The sequence below is a fragment of the Azoarcus taiwanensis genome (genome assembly GCF_012910885.1).
Classification (GTDB): Bacteria; Pseudomonadota; Gammaproteobacteria; order Burkholderiales; family Rhodocyclaceae; genus Azoarcus_F; species Azoarcus_F taiwanensis.
Window position 1 is genome coordinate 1 of the sequence record NZ_WTVM01000018.1, and the last position, 17,540, is coordinate 17,540.

Consider the following 17,540-nt stretch of genomic DNA (forward strand, 5'->3'; position numbering starts at 1 on the left):
CTCGAACGCGTTACAAATCCAGGGGTTTTCACCTTCGACGACGATCACCCGATGGCTGAATCTGCCAGGTGTCCGATAGTGCGCCAGGCTGACTCTCAAGGCGAAAAAAAAGGCCGACAGAATCGACCTTTCTTCCTCCTCGCGAAGCGCACCCTATCAGGCTGCAGCTTCCTCGGTATTCGCTTCCTCGACCACTTCCTCTTCGGGGCGGTCCATGAGTTCGACCAGGGCCATCGGCGCATTGTCGCCTTGGCGGAAACCGAACTTCAGGATGCGAAGATAGCCGCCGTTACGAGTCGCGTAGCGCGGACCCAGCTCATCGAACAGCTTCACGACCATGTCCCGGTCGCGCAGGCGGTTGAATGCCAGGCGACGATTAGCCAGGCTCGGCTTCTTGCCGAGGGTGATAAGCGGCTCGACAACGCGACGCAGCTCCTTCGCCTTCGGAAGAGTGGTTTTGATGACTTCGTGGCGCAGCAGCGAGCTGGCCATGTTGCGGAACATCGCCTGCCGGTGACTGCTGGTCCGGTTCAGTTTGCGAAGACCATGACGGTGACGCATTTTTCTACCTCACTACGCCGACGCTTCTCAACCGAGCTTTTCGAGCCCGGCCGGCGGCCAGCTTTCCAGTTTCATTCCCAGCGTCAACCCACGAGTGGCCAACACTTCCTTGATCTCGTTGAGCGACTTACGACCCAGGTTCGGGGTCTTCAGCAACTCGGTCTCGGTGCGCTGGATCAGATCACCGATGTAGTAGATGTTCTCGGCCTTGAGACAATTGGCCGAACGCACCGTCAGCTCCAGATCATCGACCGGGCGCAACAGCACTGGATCGACGTCTGCCTGCGCGGCGTCTTCCTTGCCACCAACCGGTTCCGTGCCTTCCAGCGCGGCGAAGACCGAAAGCTGATCCACGAGAATGCGCGCCGCATCGCGAATCGCCTCTTCAGGGTCGACCGCACCGTTGGTCTCGATATCGATGACCAGTCGGTCCAGGTCGGTACGCTGCTCGACACGCGCACTCTCAACCAGATAGCTAACACGGCGCACGGGGCTGAACGAAGCATCCAGCATCACGCGGCCAATGGATTTGCTCTCGTCGGCATCCGGCCTGACATTCGACGGCACGTAGCCGCGACCGGCCTCGACCTTGATCTCCATCTCGAGCTTGCCGCCGGGGGCGACGTGAGCGATCACGTGCTCGGGATTGATGATCTCGACGTCATGACCGACTTCGATGTCAGCTGCGGTCACGACACCCTCGCCGCTCTTGGCGAGTCGAAGCGTGGCCTCCGGGCGATTGTGCAGCTTGAGCACGACACCCTTGAGGTTCAGCAGTACATCAACGATGTCCTCGCGAACCCCGTCAAGCGTCGAGTACTCGTGTAGAACGCCCTCGATGCTGACCTCGGTCGGCGCGCAGCCGGGCAGCGAGGACAGCAGAATGCGCCGCAGCGCATTCCCAAGGGTATGGCCGAACCCACGCTCGAACGGCTCCATCGTCACGCGGGCCTGAACCGGCGAAACATTCTGGACGTCGATGATGCGGGGTTTCAGCAGCGAATTGCTTTGCATCAGCAGTTCCTCGGGCTTTTTGTTCAGACGAACCGATTAGCGGGAGTAGAGTTCCACAACCAGGTTCTCGTTGATCGTGGCCGGCAGCTCTTCGCGCTGCGGATACGCCTTAAACGTGCCCTTGCCAGCCTTGGCATCCACCTCGAGCCACTCGGGGAAACCACGCGAAGCCGCAGCTTCCAGCGCGGCTTTGACGCGCAGTTGACCACGCGCACCCTCGGTCACCTCGACCACGTCACCCGGACGAACAACATAGGACGGAATATTGACCCGCTTGCCGTTCACCAGAATGCCATTGTGCCGAACCAGCTGACGGGACTCAGCGCGCGACGCACCGAAACCCATGCGGAAAACGACGGAATCCAGTCGACCTTCCAGAAGCTGAAGCAGGTTCTCGCCGGTCGGACCCTTGCGGCGGTCGGCTTCGGCATAAACGCGCCGGAACTGACCTTCAAGGATGCCGTAAAGACGACGAATCTTTTGCTTCTCGCGCAACTGCACGCCATAACCGGACATGCGGTGGCCAGAACGCTGACCGTGCTGACCCGGGGCGTAAGAACGCCGCTCGATAGCACACTTATCGGTGAAACACTTCTCACCCTTGAGGAACAGTTTCTCGCCTTCGCGACGGCACTGACGGCACTTGGGATCTAGATTACGAGCCACAATAAACTCCTTGTCAGATGCGACGCTTCTTGGGCGGACGGCAACCGTTGTGCGGGACCGGCGTGATGTCGGTAATACTCGAGATCTTGATGCCGATTGCGTTCAACGCGCGAACCGCCGATTCGCGACCGGGGCCTGGGCCCTTGATCCGAACCTCGAGGTTCTTGATGCCACACTCCTGGGCGGCCTTGCCAGCAGCTTCAGCGGCGACCTGAGCAGCGAACGGCGTGCTCTTGCGCGAACCCTTGAAGCCGGCGCCGCCGGATGTCGCCCACGACAGAGCGTTACCCTGACGGTCGGTGATGGTGATGATGGTGTTATTGAAGCTCGCATGCACGTGGGCGATACCCTCGGCAACGTTCTTCTTGACCTTCTTGCGAACTTTCGCAGCTGTCTTAGCCATTATGAGCCTCTATCACTTCTTCTTGCCGGCGATCGCCTTGCGCGGCCCCTTGCGGGTGCGGGCGTTCGTACGGGTGCGCTGACCGCGCAGGGGCAGACCACGGCGGTGCCGGAAACCCCGGTAGCAGCCAAGATCCATCAAGCGCTTGATGTTCATGGTCACTTCACGGCGGAGGTCGCCCTCGACCGCGAACTTCGCCACTTCTTCGCGCAACCGATCCATGTCCGACTCGGTCAGGTCCTTGACCTTGGTCGAGCGACCCACGCCGGAAGCATCGCAAATTTTCTGAGCACGGGTGCGCCCGATCCCGAAGATCGATGTCAGCGCAATCTCGGCGTGCTTGTGATTGGGAATGTTTACCCCTGCAATACGGGCCATTCGTCTACCCCAAAAAGCGAAACATTAAATTTTAATACGTTGCAACCAGCAAATCAACCCTGGCGCTGCTTGTGACGCGGATCGCTGCAGATAACGCGCACAACACCCTTCCGCCGAATGATCTTGCAGTGACGGCACAAGCGCTTTACCGATGCCTGAACTCTCATTTTCCTAACTCCTGTTTCTTGATTACTTGGTCCGGAAAACAATCCGGGCCTTGCTGAGATCATACGGCGTCAACTGCACGGTCACTTTGTCGCCCGGCAGAATGCGGATGTAATGCATCCGCATCTTTCCGGAGATGTAACCGAGCACGATGTGCCCGTTTTCCAGTTTCACGCGGAAGGTCGCGTTGGGGAGGTTCTCGAGAACCTCACCCTGCATTTCAATGACGTCTTCCTTTGTCATGTCTCACCTGGTCGGAAATCCGGAACCCTTGAAGTTCGCCTTCTTGAGCAGACTTTCGTACTGGTGCGACATCATGTGACTTTGCACCTGATTCATGAAGTCCATCGTGACCACGACGATGATCAGGAGCGAGGTGCCACCGAAGTAGAACGGCACGTTCCATCTCAGGATCAGGAACTCAGGCAACAAGCAGACCGCCGTGATATACACCGCCCCGACCAAGGTCAGCCGCGTCAGGATCTTGTCGATGTATCGCGCAGTCTGGTCGCCGGGTCGAATGCCCGGGATGAAAGCCCCACTCTTCTTCAGATTGTCGGCAGTGTCGCGTGCATTGAACACCAGGGCCGTGTAGAAGAAGCAGAAGAACACAATCGCCGCTGCATAAAGCATCACGTAGATCGGCTGGCCCGGGGCGAGCGTGGACGAGATGTCACGCAGCCACGTCATCCCTTCGGAAGAGCCGAACCACTGCCCCAAGGTCGCAGGGAACAGAATGATGCTCGACGCAAAGATCGGTGGGATCACACCGGCCATGTTCAGCTTCAAGGGCAGGTGCGAGCTCTGCCCACCGTACACCTTGTTCCCTACCTGACGCTTGGCGTAGTTGACCAGGATCTTCCGCTGACCTCTTTCAACGAACACCACAAATGCCGTCACCAACACCACCAGGACACAGATCACGAGTGACGTGAAGGGATGCATGGCTCCGGTACGAACAAGTTCGAACAATCCGCCGATCGCACTCGGAAGACCTGCAACGATACCCGCAAAGATGATCAGCGAAATACCATTGCCGATCCCTCGCTCGGTGATCTGCTCACCCAGCCACATCAGGAAGATCGTACCGGTGACCAAGGTCGTGACGGTCACGAACCTGAACATCAAGCCCGGGTCGAGCACCAGTCCAGCCTGCGTCTCCAGTGCGATGGAGATTCCCATTGCCTGGAAGAAGGCCAACACCAGCGTTCCGTAACGCGTGTATTGTGTAATCTTCCGCCGACCGGCTTCACCTTCCTTCTTGAGCTGTTCCAGCGCCGGCACTGCAACCGTCATCAACTGCATGATGATCGCGGCCGAGATATACGGCATGATGCCCAGCGCAAAAATCGTGAAGCGCGACAGTGCGCCACCCGAGAAGAGGTTGAACACGCCCAGAATCCCGCCTGCCTGCGACTGAAACAGCTCGGCCAGCCGGTCCGGATCGATACCCGGAACAGGGATATGCGCGCCTATCCGGTACACAATCAGCGCACCCAGGACGAACAGGATGCGCTTTTTGAGGTCACCGAAACGACCGGTGCTTCCCACGGTTGCGGCTGTCTTTGCCACGGTCGCGCCTCTACCTTTTACTCAGTTACGACGGCACCACCGGCCGCCTCAATGGCAGCACGGGCACCCTTGGTCGCGCCAACGCCACGCAGCGTCACCTTGCGCGTGAGTTCGCCCGACAGAATGACCTTGGCGGAGAGCGTGTCAGCAGCAACCACGCCGGCCTGAACCAGCACCAGCAAGTCGATTTCGTCAACCGGCAGCTTCTCGATCTCCGAAAGGCGCACCTCAGCATTGCGAGCACCAGTCAGGGAGACGAATCCGCGCTTGGGCAGGCGACGCTGGAGCGGCATCTGACCACCCTCGAAGCCGACCTTGTGAAAACCACCCGCGCGCGACTTCTGACCCTTGTGCCCACGGCCGCAGGTCTTCCCCAGACCGCTACCGATGCCACGGCCAACGCGGCGCGACGCTTTCTTCGAGCCCTCACCGGGCTTGATCGTATTCAAACGCATATCAACCCTCGCACTTCAGGAGGTAGGAGACCTTGTTGATCATTCCGCGGATCTCAGGAGTATCCTGCAGCTCCACCGAATGATTCAGCCGACGCAGGCCAAGGCCGCGCACAGTAGCGCGATGGGACTGCTTGGTGCCGATCACGCTCTTGACGAGTGTGACTTTGAGTTTGTTGTCAGACATCGCTTACCCCAGAATCTCTTCGACGCTCTTGCCGCGCTTGGCCGCAATCTGCGCCGGGGTGTTGATCGCCAGCAGACCGTCGATCGTCGCCCGAACCACGTTATAGGGATTGCTCGAACCAATGCACTTGCAGATCACATCGGTCACACCCATCACCTCGAACACAGCGCGCATCGGACCGCCCGCGATGATGCCGGTGCCGCTCGGCGCAGGCTGCATGAGAACCTTGGCGGCGCCATGATGACCCACCACGGTGTGATGGAGCGTGCCGTTCTTCAAGGGCACCTTGGTGAGCTTGCGTCGTGCTTCGTCCATGGCTTTCTGAACCGCCACAGGGACTTCGCGTGACTTGCCTTTGCCCATGCCGATGCCGCCATCGCCGTCACCAACGACGGTCAACGCAGCAAAACCGAGGATCCGACCACCCTTGACCACCTTCGTGACCCGGTTGATCGCAACCATCTTCTCGCGCATCGAATCGTCGCGCTCTTCAGCGCCCTGCTGCGGCCGCTTGCCTTGTTGCTTAGCCATACGAATCCTCGCTTAGAACTTCAGACCGCCGGCGCGGGCAGCCTCGGCCAGCGCCTTGACGCGACCGTGATAAAGGAAACCCGAGCGATCGAACGAGACGGTTTCGACACCAGCGGCCTTCGCACGCTCGGCGATCAGTTTGCCGACCAGTTCCGCCGCGGCTTTGTTGCCACCATGGCTGACCTGAGCCCGTACGTCCGGCTCGACCGTCGAGGCCGCGGCAAGCACACGCGAGCGGCAGCCCGAGACGACCTGGGCGTAGATATGGGAATTGGAACGGAAAACGGACAGTCGCACCGCTTTCAGTTCGGCGATCTTGGCTCGGGTTTTGCGAGCACGACGCAGACGAACTTGTTTCTTGTTCATGACGAACCGCCCTTACTTCTTCTTGGTTTCCTTGAGCACCACCACCTCGTCCGCATAACGGACGCCCTTGCCCTTGTAGGGTTCGGGTTGGCGGTATGCCCGCACCTCGGCCGCTACCTGGCCGACTTGCTGCTTGTCGATACCCTTGATCAGGATCTCGGTTTGAGTCGGGGTCTCACACTTGACGCCAGCAGGCATCTGGTGAACCACCGGATGTGAAAAGCCGAGCGAAAGGTTCAACTTGTCACCTTGAGCCTGCGCGCGATAGCCGACGCCGACCAGGTTCAGCTTGCGCTCGAAACCCTTGCTCACGCCCACGACCATATTGTTGATCAGCGCTCTGGCGGTACCCGACATGGCACGCGCGTTGGCTTGACCATCGCGAGCCTTGCACACCACTGCGTTGCCTTCACGCTCGACATCGACTGCGTCACCAAGGCGCTGGCTCAGCTGACCCAGTGGACCCTTGACGGTGACCACACCGTCGGCAACCGCGACTTCGACGCCAGCAGGCAACTGGACCGGATTTTTAGCTACACGAGACATGAAACCCCCTTACGCGACGTAGCAGATGACTTCGCCGCCAACGCGCCCAGCGCGGGCCGCACGGTCAGTCATCACCCCACGAGGCGTCGAAACAATCGCAACGCCCAGCCCGTTCATGACTCGGGGCAGCTTCTCGCTACCACGATAGACACGCAGACCGGGGCGGCTCACACGCTCAAGACGCTCGATTACCGGCCGACCGGCGTAGTACTTCAGCGTCACCTCGAGATCCGGCTTACCACCATTCTCACGCACCGTGTAGCCGTCAATATAACCTTCGTCCTGCAGAACCTTGGCGATCGCAACCTTGACCTTCGAGCTCGGCATCACGACGCTGAGCTTTTGCGCCTGCTGACCGTTACGAATACGGGTCAGCATATCGGCGATGGGATCGGACATACTCATTTGATACTCTCCTTACCAGCTCGCCTTGGTCACGCCGGGCACCTCGCCACGGAAGGCGAGATCGCGCAATTTGTTGCGGCAAAGGCCGAACTTGCGGAACACCCCACGCGGACGACCGGTGAGCGCACAGCGGTTACGACCCCGCACCGGGCTCGCATTGCGCGGCAACTGTTGAAGCTTGAGGCGCGCGGCCATGCGCTCGTCCTCGGACAGCTTCATGTCATTGATCTGAGCGAGAAGCTCGGCACGCTTGGCAGCAAACTTCGCGACCAGCTTCCGACGCTTTTCCTCACGATTGATCAGAGCAACTTTTGCCATATCACCCTCAATTCTTGAACGGGAACTTGAAAGCCGCGAGCAACGCCTTGGCTTCCGCGTCCGACTTTGCGGTGGTCGTGATGCTGATATTCATACCCCGCAGAGCGTCGATCTTGTCGTACTCGATCTCAGGGAAGATGATCTGCTCTTTCACGCCGATGTTGTAGTTGCCACGACCATCGAAGGCCTTGCCCGACACACCACGGAAGTCACGAACCCGCGGCAGCGCGACCGTGATCAGGCGATCCAGGAACTCATACATCCGTTCACCGCGCAGTGTGACCATGCATCCGATCGGATAACCATCGCGAATCTTGAACCCGGCTATCGATTTACGCGCCTTGGTTACGACAGGTTTCTGACCGGCGATCTTCGCCATGTCGCCCACTGCATTCTCAAGAATCTTCTTGTCGCCAACCGCTTCGCCAACACCCATGTTCAGGGTGATTTTCGTGATACGCGGAATTTCCATCACGGAGCCATAGCCGAACTGCTTCTGCAATTCGGGAGCGACCGTCTCTTTGTAAATCTGCTGAAAGCGCGCCATCGTCACTCCTTAGGCGTCCACAAGTTCGCCGTTCGACTTGAAGAAGCGCACCTTGCGACCATCTTCAAGCTCCTTGATACCGACCCGATCACCCTTCTGAGTAGCCGGATTGAACAGGGCGATGTTGGAAATGTTGATCGGCATCTCTTTCTCGACGATACCGCCAACCTCGCCCTTCATCGGGTTCGGGCGCACGTGCTTCTTGACACGATTCACACCCTCAACCACAACCCGCTCGGCGTCGACGCGACGCGCGATCATGCCGCGACGCCCCTTGTCCCTGCCAGCAATGACGACGACTTCGTCGCCTTTACGAATCTTGTTCATGCCAGACCCCTCAGAGCACTTCCGGCGCCAGCGACACGATCTTCATGAATCGGTCGCCACGCAACTCGCGCGTCACCGGCCCGAAGATACGGGTGCCGATCGGCTCGAGCTTGTTGTTCAAAAGGACTGCGGCGTTGCCATCGAACTTGACCAGGGCGCCGTCCGGACGACGAACACCCTTGGCGGTACGAACCACAACCGCGTTGTAGACGTCACCCTTTTTGACACGCCCACGGGGAGCGGCCTCTTTAATGGTGACCTTGATGACATCACCGATGCCAGCATAGCGCCGCTTGGAGCCGCCGAGCACCTTGATGCACATTACCGATCGCGCACCGCTGTTATCGGCCACGCTCAGCATGGACTGCATTTGAATCATGAATTTATCTCCAACTTGCCCCGCCACAGCGGTCAGTCTTGGAACCCGTTTGGGTAGGGCGCTCGAGTGAGCAAAAGCAAAGATGAAAATTATAACAGCTTGGCAAGCATCTTGCCAAGCTGTTATACGCAAAAACTGACCTGAACCAAGCTCAGATCACGGTCGCCTTTTCAAGCACCTGTGCGACACGCCAGGATTTGGTCTTCGAGATCGGACGGCACTCCTCGATCTCGACGAGATCGCCTGCAGCAGCGACGCTGTCAGCATCGTGCGCGTGGTACTTGGCGGTCTTGGTCATGATCTTGTCGTAGAGCTCATGCTTGACGCGACGCTCGACAAGCACGGTTACCGTGTTCTGCATCTTGTCACTGACCACGCGACCAACCAGGACGCGGCGCACTTTCACTTTCTGTTCACTCATTTTTGCATCGCCTTTTCACGCAGAAGCGTGCGCACACGCGCGATATCGCGACGCACCTTCCCGATTTGGCTTGTGTTGCTGAGCTGCTGCGTAGCAAGTTGCATGCGCAGCGAAAACTGCGCCTTCAGCAGTTCGAGCAACTCGTTGTTCAGTTCGTCTGCGCTCTTCGCGCGGAGTTCACTCGCTTTCATGATTACCCCAATTGACGCTGGACGAAGACGGTTTCGAGCGGGAGCTTGGCCGCAGCGAGGCGGAAAGCCTCGCGCGCCAGCGCTTCGCTGACACCATCCATCTCGTAGAGCACCTTGCCCGGCTGGATCTCGGCGACCCAATACTCGGGGTTACCCTTTCCGTTACCCATCCGCACCTCGGCGGGCTTCTTCGAAATCGGCTTGTCCGGAAACACGCGAATCCAGATACGCCCGCCGCGCTTGATATGGCGGGTCATGGCACGACGTGCCGACTCGATCTGCCGTGCGGTCAAACGACCACGGCCGACTGCTTTGAGACCGAACTCGCCGAAGCTGACCTTTGCACCACGGGTAGCGATACCCGTGTTACGGCCCTTATGCTCCTTGCGGTATTTTCTTCTCGACGGCTGAAGCATCATTCACTCCTGCTTTCTTCTTGCGCCGCGCGATCCTGGCCACCACGGCGGGTGGGACGACGTCCAGGACGTTCCGCACCTTCGTTACGGGGCGCGCCACGACGGGGCCGGCGCTGCTCGGCTTCCGGCTCAGCGGCGACCGGCTTCTCATTGCGACCCAGCATCTCGCCCTTGTAGACCCAGACCTTGATCCCGATGATGCCGTAGGTGGTCTTGGCTTCGGCGACGCCGTAGTCGATATCCGCGCGAAGCGTGTGCAGCGGCACACGACCCTCACGGTACCACTCGGTACGCGCAATCTCGGCGCCGTTGAGACGACCGGCGCTCATGATCTTGATGCCCTGGGCGCCAAGCCGCATGGCGTTCTGCATGGCGCGCTTCATTGCACGGCGGAACATGATCCGCTTCTCGAGCTGCTGTGCGATAGAGTCGGCGATCAGCTGAGCATCCGTTTCAGGCTTGCGCACTTCTTCGATATTGACATGCACAGGCACGCCCATGATCTTCTGCAACTCACGCTTGAGCGCCTCGATATCCTCGCCCTTCTTGCCGATGACGACACCGGGGCGCGCGCTGTACAGCGTGATACGGGCGTTCTTGGCCGGACGCTCGATGGTCACCTTGCCCACGGATGCGTGAGCGAGACGCTTCTTGAGGAAGGCGCGAACCTTCAGGTCCTCATGCAGCATCGTTGCGTAGTCGCCGCTCGGCGCGAACCAACGGGAACTCCAGTCACGCGTGACGGCGAGGCGGAACCCGGTCGGGTGAATTTTCTGACCCATATCTACTCCTTACTCCCCGACAGTCACGAAGATGTGGCAGGTCGGCTTCAGGATGCGGTTACCGCGTCCCTTTGCCCTGGCGGTGAAACGCTTGAGGGTCGCACCTTCCTCGACGCTGATCGACTTGACCTTGAGGACGTCGATGTCAGCGCCATCATTATGCTCGGCGTTGGCAATGGCGGACTCGACCACCTTGCGGATGATCTGCGCACCCTTTTTCGGCGAGAAGGCGAGAATACTGAGCGCCTGATCAACCGGCTTGCCCCGCACTTGGTCCGCTACCAGTCTGCCCTTCTGGGCCGACAGTCGCACACCGCGAAGAATCGCTCTGGTTTCCATGATGACTCCTTACCTCTTGGCCTTCTTGCCGACCGCATGACCCTTGAAGGTCCGGGTCAGGGCAAATTCACCGAGCTTGTGACCGACCATGTTCTCCGAGATGAAGACAGGGACGTGCTGACGACCATTGTGAACCGCGATCGTCAGCCCCACGAAGTCGGGCAGTACGGTCGAACGGCGCGACCAGGTCTTGATCGGGCGCTTGTCGTTGGAAGCGCGCGCAGCGTCCACCTTCTTGAGGAGATGGGCGTCGACGAACGGGCCTTTTTTAACTGAACGTGCCATTTTCTACCTCTTAACGCTTGCGCCGACGCTGAACGATCATCTTGTCCGTACGCTTGTTGCTGCGCGTGCGGAAGCCCTTGGCCGGCTGGCCCCACGGACTGCGCGGGACACCACCTTCGCCGGTGCGGCCTTCGCCACCACCGTGCGGGTGATCGATCGGGTTCATAGCCACACCGCGGACGGTCGGACGGATACCGCGCCAACGGTTGGCACCGGCCTTGCCGATCTTGCGAAGACCGTGCTCGCCGTTGCCGACCTCGCCGATGGTGGCACGACACTCGACGTGCACCCTACGGACCTCGCCCGAACGCAGACGTAGCTGCGCATAAGAACCTTCACGCGCAAGCACCTGCACCGACGTACCCGCCGAACGGGCGATCTGCGCACCCTTGCCCGGCATCAACTCCACGCAATGGACCGTTGAACCAACCGGAATGTTGCGGATCGGCAGCGTATTGCCCGGCTTGATCGGTGCCTGTGAACCGCTGACGACTTGCTGGCCGACTTCCATGCCCTTACTGGCGATGATGTAGGCACGCTCGCCGTCGGCGTAGCAGATCAGCGCGATGTTCGCGGAACGGTTGGGGTCGTACTCGATACGCTCAACACGGGCGACGATATCGTCCTTGTTGCGGCGGAAATCGATCACGCGGTAGCGCTGCTTGTGTCCGCCACCCTGGTGACGGACCGTGATGCGGCCGCTGTTGTTGCGACCGGCATTGCGCGACTGCTTCTCGACCAGCGGCTCGTAAGGACGGCCCTTGTAAAGATCAGCATTGACCACCTTGACCATCGAGCGACGGCCGGCGGAAGTCGGCTTTAGTTTGACGATTGCCATATCCTGTTACTCCCCGGCCGCGAAGTTGATTTCCTGGCCCGGCTTGAGGCACACAAATGCCTTCTTCCAGTCCTTGCGGCGCCCGGTCATACGGCCGAAACGCTTCACCTTGCCTTTGACGTTGGCGATCTGCACGGCCTCGACTTCGACCTTGAACAACAACTCGACAGCAGCCTTCACTTCGGGCTTGGTTGCGTCCTTGGCTACCCTGAACACCACCTGCTCATTCTTGTCGGCAACATAAGTCGCCTTCTCGGACACCTGGGGTGCGAGCAACACCTGCATCAGGCGCTCTTGGCTGAATCCGCTCATTGCCAGGCCTCCTCCATCTTCGCCAGGGCACCCTTGGTGACCAGCACTTTCGGATAATTCACCAGCGACACCGGATCCGCTTCGGACACCTCGAGCACCAGCACTTGATGCAGGTTGCGCGACGAGAGGAACAGGTTTTCGTCGAAACTGTCGGTGATCACCAGCACGGAGTCGAGCCCCATGCCCTTGAGCTTCTGCGACAGAAGACGCGTCTTGGGCGCCTCGACAGTAAAGCTGTCGACCACCGCCAGACGATCCTCGCGTACCAACTGCGACAGAATCGAGGCCACACCCGCGCGGTACATCTTGCGGTTGACTTTCTGGCTGAAGTTTTCATCAGGCTTGTTCGGGAAAATCCGACCGCCTCCACGCCACAGCGGGCTGGACGCCATGCCGGCACGGGCACGGCCGGTGCCCTTTTGCCGCCACGGCTTGCGGGTCGATTTCTGCACTTCCGAGCGTCCCTTCTGGGCACGGTTGCCCGCGCGCGCATTCGCCATGTAAGCCACGACGACCTGGTGCACGAGCGCCTCGTTGAAATCGCGACCGAACAGCGCATCCGACACTTGAAGCGTCGACGCCTGCTCGCCTTGCTCGTTCAAAAGTTTGAGTTCCATTACTCCCTCGCTCAGCTACCGGCTTTGACGGCGGGACGCACAAAGACGTCGCCCCCGCGAGAACCGGGCACAGCCCCTTTGACCAGGAGCAACTGTCGCTCGACGTCGACACGAATCACTTCGAGGCCCTGGGTAGTGCAGGTCACCGCGCCGAGATGGCCGGCCATGCGCTTACCCGGGAACACGCGACCCGGATCCTGCGCCATACCGATGGAGCCAGGCGCGTTGTGCGAAATCGAGTTACCGTGCGAGGCGCGGTTCGACGAGAAGTTGTGACGCTTGATTGATCCGGAAAAGCCCTTACCAATCGAAGTACCCGTAACGTCAACCTTCTGACCGACCGCAAAGATGTCAACGCTGACGACATCGCCCGGCTTCAGCGAAGCGAGCTGGTCGGCAGCGACGACGAATTCCTTGAGGATATGACCGGCTTCGATACCGGCTTTGGCGCAATGCCCGGCAAGCGGTTTGTTAACCCGACTTGCACGGCGCTTGCCAAACGCGACCTGAACCGCGGCATAGCCGTCGGTTTCAGCCGTTTTGATCTGGGCAACGCGATTGTTGGACACGTCCAGCACAGTCACCGGAATGGAACGACCATCCTCGGCGAAAATGCGAGTCATGCCAACCTTGCGCCCGACAAGGCCTAGACTCATTTTTTTCTCCTGATTCCCGGTTACGATTGACCGGGGCCTGTGAATATTTACGCCAAAAAGCGTAAAGGCCGGATTATACCGGCCTTTACAAGAGCCACGCAAGCCCTGTCAACGCTTTTATTGGAGCTTGATCTCGACATCAACGCCGGCGGGCAGGTCGAGCTTCATCAGCGCGTCAACGGTCTTGTCCGTCGGGTCGATGATGTCCATCAGACGCTGATGGGTGCGAATCTCGAACTGATCACGCGAAGCCTTGTTAACGTGCGGCGAACGCAAGACATCGAAGCGCTGCTTACGGGTCGGCAGCGGGACGGGGCCCCGCACCACGGCGCCGGTACGCTTGGCGGTATCGACGATTTCAAGTGCGGACTGATCGATCAAGCGGTAATCGAAAGCCTTGAGGCGGATGCGGATTTTCTGGTTCTGCATTTTACTTGTTCCTAAAGAGCGTACCCCGCCACCGACTGGTGACGGGGCGATATATGTTATTCGACGATCTGCGCCACCACGCCGGCGCCGACGGTACGACCACCTTCGCGGATCGCGAAGCGCAGGCCCTCTTCCATCGCGATCGGAGCGATCAGCTTGACCGTCATCGACACGTTGTCACCCGGCATCACCATCTCGGTGCCTTCCGGCAGCACGATCGAACCAGTCACGTCGGTCGTACGGAAATAGAACTGCGGACGGTAGTTGTTGAAGAACGGGGTGTGACGACCGCCCTCTTCCTTCGACAGCACATACACCTCACCGGTAAAGTGGGTGTGCGGCTTGATCGAACCCGGCTTGCACAGCACCTGACCACGCTCGACTTCTTCACGCTTGGTGCCGCGCAACAGCACGCCAACGTTGTCGCCTGCCTGGCCCTGGTCGAGCAGCTTGCGGAACATCTCCACGCCCGTGCAGGTGGTCTTGGTGGTCGCCTTGATGCCGACGATTTCAATTTCGTCGCCAACCTTCACGATACCACGCTCGACACGACCGGTCACCACGGTACCGCGACCGGAGATCGAGAACACGTCCTCGATCGGCAGCAGGAAGGGCTTGTCGATCGCACGCTCGGGCGTCGGGATGTAGGAGTCCAGCGCAGCGGCCAGCTCCATGATCGCCGGCTCACCGATCGGCGACTGGTCGCCTTCGAGCGCCTTGAGCGCAGAACCCTTGACGATCGGAATGTCGTCGCCCGGGAAGTCGTACTTGGACAGCAGCTCGCGCACTTCCATTTCGACCAGCTCGAGCAGCTCTTCGTCGTCGACCATATCGCACTTGTTCAGGAAGACGATGATGTACGGCACACCGACCTGACGGGCAAGCAGAATGTGCTCGCGGGTCTGCGGCATCGGGCCATCAGCGGCCGAGCACACCAGAATCGCGCCATCCATCTGCGCCGCACCGGTAATCATGTTCTTGACGTAGTCCGCGTGACCCGGGCAGTCAACGTGCGCGTAGTGACGCTCGGCCGTCTCGTATTCGACGTGCGCGGTGTTGATCGTGATGCCGCGCGCTTTCTCTTCCGGCGCCGCGTCGATCTGGTCGTAACCCTTGGCTTCGCCACCGAACTTCTTCGACAGAATCGTGGTGATCGCCGCGGTCAGCGTCGTCTTGCCATGGTCAACGTGGCCAATCGTGCCAACGTTCACGTGCGGCTTCGTCCGCTCAAACTTGCCTTTAGCCATTGTGAAGTCCTCGTTAGATAGAGCTTGTTACTTACGATTGTTGATGACCGCTTCGGCCACGCTCTTCGGCGCCTCAGTGTAGTGCTTGAACTCCATCGAGTATGTCGCACGACCCTGGGTCAACGAACGCAGCTGTGTGGCGTAGCCGAACATCTCTGCGAGCGGCACCTCGGCCTTGATTTCCTTCATGCCACCAGGCATGTCATCCATGCCCTGGACGATGCCACGACGACCGGAAAGGTCACCCATGACGTTGCCCATGTAGTCTTCGGGCGTCTCGACAACGACCGCCATCATCGGCTCGAGCAGCGCCGGGTTGGCCTTGCGCATCGCATCCTTGAATGCCATGGACGCCGCCATCTTGAACGCGTTCTCGTTGGAATCGACGTCATGGTAGGAACCGTCGAACAGCGTAACCTTGACGTCGACGACCGGGAAGCCCGCGAGCACGCCGTTGGGCAGGGTATCCTGAAGACCCTTGTCAACCGCCGGGATATATTCGCGCGGGACGACACCACCCTTGATCGCATCCACGAATTCGTAGCCCTTGCCGGCCTCGTTCGGTTCGAGCTTGATCCAGACGTGACCGTACTGACCACGGCCGCCCGACTGCTTGACGAACTTGCCTTCCTGCTCGACCGCCTTGCGAACGCATTCGCGGTAGGCCACCTGAGGGGCGCCGACGTTCGCTTCGACGTTGAACTCGCGACGCATGCGATCGACGATGATCTCTAGGTGAAGTTCACCCATGCCGGAGATGATGGTCTGACCGGACTCTTCGTCGGTACGCACGCGGAAGGACGGATCCTCCTGGGCAAGGCGCGACAATGCCAGACCCATTTTCTCCTGGTCGGTCTTCGTTTTCGGCTCGACCGCGACGTGAATCACGGGATCCGGGAAGACCATACGCTCGAGAATGATCGGCGCGGTCGGGTCGCACAGAGTCTCACCGGTCGTCACTTCCTTCAGACCGACGCAAGCCGCGATATCACCAGCGCGCACTTCCTTGATCTCGGCGCGCTCGTCGGCATGCATCTGCAGCAGGCGACCAATACGCTCTTTCTTGTTCTTGATCGAGTTCAGCACCGTCGAGCCGGACTCGAGGACGCCGGAATAGACGCGTACGAAGGTGAGCTGACCGACAAACGGATCGCTCATCAACTTGAAAGCCAGCGCCGAGAACTTTTCGCCGTCATCCGCTATACGCTCAACCGGCTTCTCGTCGTCATCGACGCCGGCAACCGGCGGAATGTCGACCGGCGAAGGCAGAAGTTCGACAACGGCATCCAGCATGCGCTGCACGCCCTTGTTTTTGAAGGCTGTGCCGCACAGCATGGGCTGAATCTCGCAGGCGATGGTGCGCTGACGCAAGCCGGCAACGATCTTGTCCTCGGACAGGTCGCCATTCTCGAGATAGTCGTTCATCAGATCTTCGGACGCCTCGGCAGCCGCCTCGACCATCTGCTCACGCCAGGTCTCCGCCAAAGACTGCAGCTCAGCCGGGATATCCTTGTACTCAAAAGTCATGCCCTGGGAAGCTTCGTCCCAGTAAATGGCCTTCATCTTGATGAGGTCAACCACGCCGACGAAGTTTTCCTCGGCGCCGATCGGGATCACGATAGGCACCGGGCTCGCCTTGAGGCGCGCTTTCATCTGCTCGACGACCTTGAAGAAGTTCGCGCCCTGGCGATCCATCTTGTTAACAAAGGCCAGTCGCGGCACGCGGTACTTGGTTGCCTGACGCCAGACGGTCTCGGATTGGGGCTGAACGCCACCGACCGCGCAATACACCATGCAGGCGCCGTCGAGGACGCGCATGGAACGCTCGACCTCGATTGTGAAATCAACGTGCCCCGGGGTATCGATGATATTGAACCGATGCTCCGCAAACTGCTGCTCCATGCCTTTCCAGAAGCAAGTGGTCGCAGCCGAAGTAATGGTGATACCCCGCTCCTGCTCCTGCTCCATCCAGTCCATGGTGGCCGCACCGTCGTGCACTTCACCAATCTTGTGACTGACGCCGGTGTAGAAGAGGATGCGCTCGGTCGTCGTCGTCTTGCCGGCGTCGATGTGCGCAGAGATACCGATATTGCGGTAGCGCTCAATAGGGGTCTTGCGAGCCACGATACTGTCCTGTTGTCATTAGATCGCGCCAGAGACGCGATGCTGGGTTTTCGCTAAGCCAAAAAC

General features: G+C 59.6%; 31 protein-coding genes. All 31 read right to left on the bottom strand.

Translation table 11 applies throughout. From position 1 onward, the window contains the following. Positions 1 to 156: 156 nt before the first annotated feature. Positions 157 to 561, bottom strand: a complete 405-nt coding sequence (gene rplQ, locus GPA21_RS04555; RefSeq protein ID WP_168987034.1) for a 50S ribosomal protein L17 — start codon at positions 559 to 561, stop codon at positions 157 to 159. 27 nt (positions 562 to 588) lie between these two features. After that, entirely contained in the window at positions 589 to 1,575 is a 987-nt protein-coding gene (locus GPA21_RS04560) for a DNA-directed RNA polymerase subunit alpha (protein WP_168987035.1), read from the bottom strand. A 36-nt stretch (positions 1,576 to 1,611) separates the two neighbouring features. Continuing rightward, on the bottom strand, positions 1,612 to 2,241 hold the full coding sequence (gene rpsD, locus GPA21_RS04565; RefSeq protein WP_168987036.1) for a 30S ribosomal protein S4: 630 nt from the start codon (positions 2,239 to 2,241) through the stop codon (positions 1,612 to 1,614). Between the two features lie 13 nt (positions 2,242 to 2,254). Further along, positions 2,255 to 2,644 carry a 30S ribosomal protein S11 gene (gene rpsK, locus GPA21_RS04570; protein ID WP_168987037.1) on the bottom strand — a complete coding sequence of 130 codons (390 nt, stop codon included), beginning with the start codon at positions 2,642 to 2,644 and terminating at the stop codon, positions 2,255 to 2,257. Positions 2,645 to 2,656: 12 nt separating this feature from the next. Next, the gene (gene rpsM / locus GPA21_RS04575) at positions 2,657 to 3,022 is read right to left on the bottom strand and encodes a 30S ribosomal protein S13 (protein WP_168987038.1); all 366 of its coding nucleotides are present in this window, start codon (positions 3,020 to 3,022) and stop codon (positions 2,657 to 2,659) included. A 53-nt stretch (positions 3,023 to 3,075) separates the two neighbouring features. Next, positions 3,076 to 3,189: a 50S ribosomal protein L36 gene (gene rpmJ / locus GPA21_RS04580; protein WP_136349046.1), complete on the bottom strand. Its 114-nt coding sequence runs from the start codon at positions 3,187 to 3,189 to the stop codon at positions 3,076 to 3,078. A gap of 22 nt (positions 3,190 to 3,211) precedes the next feature. Then, positions 3,212 to 3,430, bottom strand: coding sequence for a translation initiation factor IF-1 (infA, locus tag GPA21_RS04585; protein ID WP_168987039.1), 219 nt, complete (start codon positions 3,428 to 3,430; stop codon positions 3,212 to 3,214). Positions 3,431 to 3,433: 3 nt separating this feature from the next. Further along, complete coding sequence (secY, locus tag GPA21_RS04590) at positions 3,434 to 4,759, bottom strand: preprotein translocase subunit SecY (RefSeq protein ID WP_168987040.1); 1,326 nt, start codon at positions 4,757 to 4,759, stop codon at positions 3,434 to 3,436. 17 nt (positions 4,760 to 4,776) lie between these two features. After that, positions 4,777 to 5,214 carry a 50S ribosomal protein L15 gene (gene rplO, locus GPA21_RS04595; protein ID WP_168987041.1) on the bottom strand — a complete coding sequence of 146 codons (438 nt, stop codon included), beginning with the start codon at positions 5,212 to 5,214 and terminating at the stop codon, positions 4,777 to 4,779. A gap of 1 nt (position 5,215) precedes the next feature. Then, a complete protein-coding gene (gene rpmD, locus GPA21_RS04600; RefSeq protein WP_168987042.1) occupies positions 5,216 to 5,398 on the bottom strand; it encodes a 50S ribosomal protein L30 in 183 nt (60 codons plus the stop codon). Between the two features lie 3 nt (positions 5,399 to 5,401). Then, a complete protein-coding gene (gene rpsE / locus GPA21_RS04605) occupies positions 5,402 to 5,929 on the bottom strand; it encodes a 30S ribosomal protein S5 (RefSeq protein ID WP_168987043.1) in 528 nt (175 codons plus the stop codon). Positions 5,930 to 5,941: 12 nt separating this feature from the next. Further along, positions 5,942 to 6,295, bottom strand: coding sequence for a 50S ribosomal protein L18 (gene rplR / locus GPA21_RS04610; RefSeq protein ID WP_168987044.1), 354 nt, complete (start codon positions 6,293 to 6,295; stop codon positions 5,942 to 5,944). Between the two features lie 12 nt (positions 6,296 to 6,307). Continuing rightward, positions 6,308 to 6,841 (bottom strand): 50S ribosomal protein L6, encoded by a 534-nt coding sequence (gene rplF, locus GPA21_RS04615; protein WP_168987045.1) that lies wholly within the window; start codon positions 6,839 to 6,841, stop codon positions 6,308 to 6,310. A 9-nt stretch (positions 6,842 to 6,850) separates the two neighbouring features. Further along, entirely contained in the window at positions 6,851 to 7,246 is a 396-nt protein-coding gene (gene rpsH / locus GPA21_RS04620; protein WP_168987046.1) for a 30S ribosomal protein S8, read from the bottom strand. A gap of 12 nt (positions 7,247 to 7,258) precedes the next feature. Further along, positions 7,259 to 7,564, bottom strand: coding sequence for a 30S ribosomal protein S14 (gene rpsN / locus GPA21_RS04625; RefSeq protein WP_168987047.1), 306 nt, complete (start codon positions 7,562 to 7,564; stop codon positions 7,259 to 7,261). 7 nt (positions 7,565 to 7,571) lie between these two features. Beyond that, positions 7,572 to 8,111 (bottom strand): 50S ribosomal protein L5, encoded by a 540-nt coding sequence (gene rplE, locus GPA21_RS04630; protein WP_168987048.1) that lies wholly within the window; start codon positions 8,109 to 8,111, stop codon positions 7,572 to 7,574. Positions 8,112 to 8,120: 9 nt separating this feature from the next. After that, the gene (rplX, locus tag GPA21_RS04635) at positions 8,121 to 8,438 is read right to left on the bottom strand and encodes a 50S ribosomal protein L24 (protein ID WP_168987049.1); all 318 of its coding nucleotides are present in this window, start codon (positions 8,436 to 8,438) and stop codon (positions 8,121 to 8,123) included. Positions 8,439 to 8,448: 10 nt separating this feature from the next. Next, positions 8,449 to 8,817 (bottom strand): 50S ribosomal protein L14, encoded by a 369-nt coding sequence (rplN, locus tag GPA21_RS04640; protein WP_168987050.1) that lies wholly within the window; start codon positions 8,815 to 8,817, stop codon positions 8,449 to 8,451. A 151-nt stretch (positions 8,818 to 8,968) separates the two neighbouring features. Next, a complete protein-coding gene (gene rpsQ, locus GPA21_RS04645) occupies positions 8,969 to 9,238 on the bottom strand; it encodes a 30S ribosomal protein S17 (RefSeq protein ID WP_168987051.1) in 270 nt (89 codons plus the stop codon). After that, positions 9,235 to 9,429 (bottom strand): 50S ribosomal protein L29, encoded by a 195-nt coding sequence (gene rpmC / locus GPA21_RS04650; protein ID WP_168987052.1) that lies wholly within the window; start codon positions 9,427 to 9,429, stop codon positions 9,235 to 9,237. The genes rpsQ and rpmC overlap by 4 nt, the downstream gene beginning before the upstream one ends. A 2-nt stretch (positions 9,430 to 9,431) precedes the next feature. Beyond that, positions 9,432 to 9,845, bottom strand: coding sequence for a 50S ribosomal protein L16 (rplP, locus tag GPA21_RS04655; protein ID WP_168987080.1), 414 nt, complete (start codon positions 9,843 to 9,845; stop codon positions 9,432 to 9,434). After that, positions 9,845 to 10,627, bottom strand: a complete 783-nt coding sequence (gene rpsC, locus GPA21_RS04660; RefSeq protein WP_168987053.1) for a 30S ribosomal protein S3 — start codon at positions 10,625 to 10,627, stop codon at positions 9,845 to 9,847. Before rpsC ends, rplP begins: the two co-directional genes overlap by 1 nt. A gap of 9 nt (positions 10,628 to 10,636) precedes the next feature. Then, entirely contained in the window at positions 10,637 to 10,966 is a 330-nt protein-coding gene (gene rplV, locus GPA21_RS04665) for a 50S ribosomal protein L22 (RefSeq protein ID WP_168987054.1), read from the bottom strand. A 9-nt stretch (positions 10,967 to 10,975) separates the two neighbouring features. Beyond that, positions 10,976 to 11,251 (bottom strand): 30S ribosomal protein S19, encoded by a 276-nt coding sequence (gene rpsS / locus GPA21_RS04670; RefSeq protein ID WP_168987055.1) that lies wholly within the window; start codon positions 11,249 to 11,251, stop codon positions 10,976 to 10,978. Positions 11,252 to 11,261: 10 nt separating this feature from the next. Continuing rightward, positions 11,262 to 12,089, bottom strand: a complete 828-nt coding sequence (rplB, locus tag GPA21_RS04675; protein ID WP_168987056.1) for a 50S ribosomal protein L2 — start codon at positions 12,087 to 12,089, stop codon at positions 11,262 to 11,264. Positions 12,090 to 12,095: 6 nt separating this feature from the next. After that, a complete protein-coding gene (gene rplW, locus GPA21_RS04680; protein WP_168987057.1) occupies positions 12,096 to 12,401 on the bottom strand; it encodes a 50S ribosomal protein L23 in 306 nt (101 codons plus the stop codon). Continuing rightward, a complete protein-coding gene (rplD, locus tag GPA21_RS04685; protein ID WP_168987058.1) occupies positions 12,398 to 13,018 on the bottom strand; it encodes a 50S ribosomal protein L4 in 621 nt (206 codons plus the stop codon). Before rplD ends, rplW begins: the two co-directional genes overlap by 4 nt. A gap of 11 nt (positions 13,019 to 13,029) precedes the next feature. Next, on the bottom strand, positions 13,030 to 13,674 hold the full coding sequence (rplC, locus tag GPA21_RS04690; RefSeq protein WP_168987059.1) for a 50S ribosomal protein L3: 645 nt from the start codon (positions 13,672 to 13,674) through the stop codon (positions 13,030 to 13,032). 117 nt (positions 13,675 to 13,791) lie between these two features. After that, entirely contained in the window at positions 13,792 to 14,103 is a 312-nt protein-coding gene (gene rpsJ / locus GPA21_RS04695; protein ID WP_168987060.1) for a 30S ribosomal protein S10, read from the bottom strand. Positions 14,104 to 14,159: 56 nt separating this feature from the next. Then, positions 14,160 to 15,350, bottom strand: a complete 1,191-nt coding sequence (gene tuf, locus GPA21_RS04700; RefSeq protein ID WP_168987061.1) for an elongation factor Tu — start codon at positions 15,348 to 15,350, stop codon at positions 14,160 to 14,162. Positions 15,351 to 15,377: 27 nt separating this feature from the next. After that, complete coding sequence (gene fusA / locus GPA21_RS04705; RefSeq protein WP_168987062.1) at positions 15,378 to 17,474, bottom strand: elongation factor G; 2,097 nt, start codon at positions 17,472 to 17,474, stop codon at positions 15,378 to 15,380. Positions 17,475 to 17,540 lie beyond the last annotated feature (66 nt).

Coding starts and splice junctions, on each gene's coding strand:
- rplO (WP_168987041.1), bottom strand. CDS start 5,214: ATGCGTTTGAATACGATCAAGCCCGGTGAGGGCTCGAAGAAAGCGTCG.
- rpsN (WP_168987047.1), bottom strand. CDS start 7,564: ATGGCAAAAGTTGCTCTGATCAATCGTGAGGAAAAGCGTCGGAAGCTG.
- rplD (WP_168987058.1), bottom strand. CDS start 13,018: ATGGAACTCAAACTTTTGAACGAGCAAGGCGAGCAGGCGTCGACGCTT.
- rplB (WP_168987056.1), bottom strand. CDS start 12,089: ATGGCAATCGTCAAACTAAAGCCGACTTCCGCCGGCCGTCGCTCGATG.
- rpsE (WP_168987043.1), bottom strand. CDS start 5,929: ATGGCTAAGCAACAAGGCAAGCGGCCGCAGCAGGGCGCTGAAGAGCGC.
- rpsQ (WP_168987051.1), bottom strand. CDS start 9,238: ATGAGTGAACAGAAAGTGAAAGTGCGCCGCGTCCTGGTTGGTCGCGTG.
- GPA21_RS04560 (WP_168987035.1), bottom strand. CDS start 1,575: ATGCAAAGCAATTCGCTGCTGAAACCCCGCATCATCGACGTCCAGAAT.
- rpsJ (WP_168987060.1), bottom strand. CDS start 14,103: ATGCAGAACCAGAAAATCCGCATCCGCCTCAAGGCTTTCGATTACCGC.
- rplX (WP_168987049.1), bottom strand. CDS start 8,438: ATGAACAAGATTCGTAAAGGCGACGAAGTCGTCGTCATTGCTGGCAGG.
- rpmC (WP_168987052.1), bottom strand. CDS start 9,429: ATGAAAGCGAGTGAACTCCGCGCGAAGAGCGCAGACGAACTGAACAAC.
- rplQ (WP_168987034.1), bottom strand. CDS start 561: ATGCGTCACCGTCATGGTCTTCGCAAACTGAACCGGACCAGCAGTCAC.
- rplN (WP_168987050.1), bottom strand. CDS start 8,817: ATGATTCAAATGCAGTCCATGCTGAGCGTGGCCGATAACAGCGGTGCG.
- rplE (WP_168987048.1), bottom strand. CDS start 8,111: ATGGCGCGCTTTCAGCAGATTTACAAAGAGACGGTCGCTCCCGAATTG.
- rpsH (WP_168987046.1), bottom strand. CDS start 7,246: ATGAGTATGTCCGATCCCATCGCCGATATGCTGACCCGTATTCGTAAC.
- rpsS (WP_168987055.1), bottom strand. CDS start 11,251: ATGGCACGTTCAGTTAAAAAAGGCCCGTTCGTCGACGCCCATCTCCTC.
- rpsC (WP_168987053.1), bottom strand. CDS start 10,627: ATGGGTCAGAAAATTCACCCGACCGGGTTCCGCCTCGCCGTCACGCGT.
- rplW (WP_168987057.1), bottom strand. CDS start 12,401: ATGAGCGGATTCAGCCAAGAGCGCCTGATGCAGGTGTTGCTCGCACCC.
- rplF (WP_168987045.1), bottom strand. CDS start 6,841: ATGTCTCGTGTAGCTAAAAATCCGGTCCAGTTGCCTGCTGGCGTCGAA.
- rplR (WP_168987044.1), bottom strand. CDS start 6,295: ATGAACAAGAAACAAGTTCGTCTGCGTCGTGCTCGCAAAACCCGAGCC.
- rplV (WP_168987054.1), bottom strand. CDS start 10,966: ATGGAAACCAGAGCGATTCTTCGCGGTGTGCGACTGTCGGCCCAGAAG.
- rplC (WP_168987059.1), bottom strand. CDS start 13,674: ATGAGTCTAGGCCTTGTCGGGCGCAAGGTTGGCATGACTCGCATTTTC.
- rplP (WP_168987080.1), bottom strand. CDS start 9,845: ATGCTTCAGCCGTCGAGAAGAAAATACCGCAAGGAGCATAAGGGCCGT.
- rpsK (WP_168987037.1), bottom strand. CDS start 2,644: ATGGCTAAGACAGCTGCGAAAGTTCGCAAGAAGGTCAAGAAGAACGTT.
- infA (WP_168987039.1), bottom strand. CDS start 3,430: ATGACAAAGGAAGACGTCATTGAAATGCAGGGTGAGGTTCTCGAGAAC.
- rpmJ (WP_136349046.1), bottom strand. CDS start 3,189: ATGAGAGTTCAGGCATCGGTAAAGCGCTTGTGCCGTCACTGCAAGATC.
- tuf (WP_168987061.1), bottom strand. CDS start 15,350: ATGGCTAAAGGCAAGTTTGAGCGGACGAAGCCGCACGTGAACGTTGGC.
- rpmD (WP_168987042.1), bottom strand. CDS start 5,398: ATGTCTGACAACAAACTCAAAGTCACACTCGTCAAGAGCGTGATCGGC.
- rpsM (WP_168987038.1), bottom strand. CDS start 3,022: ATGGCCCGTATTGCAGGGGTAAACATTCCCAATCACAAGCACGCCGAG.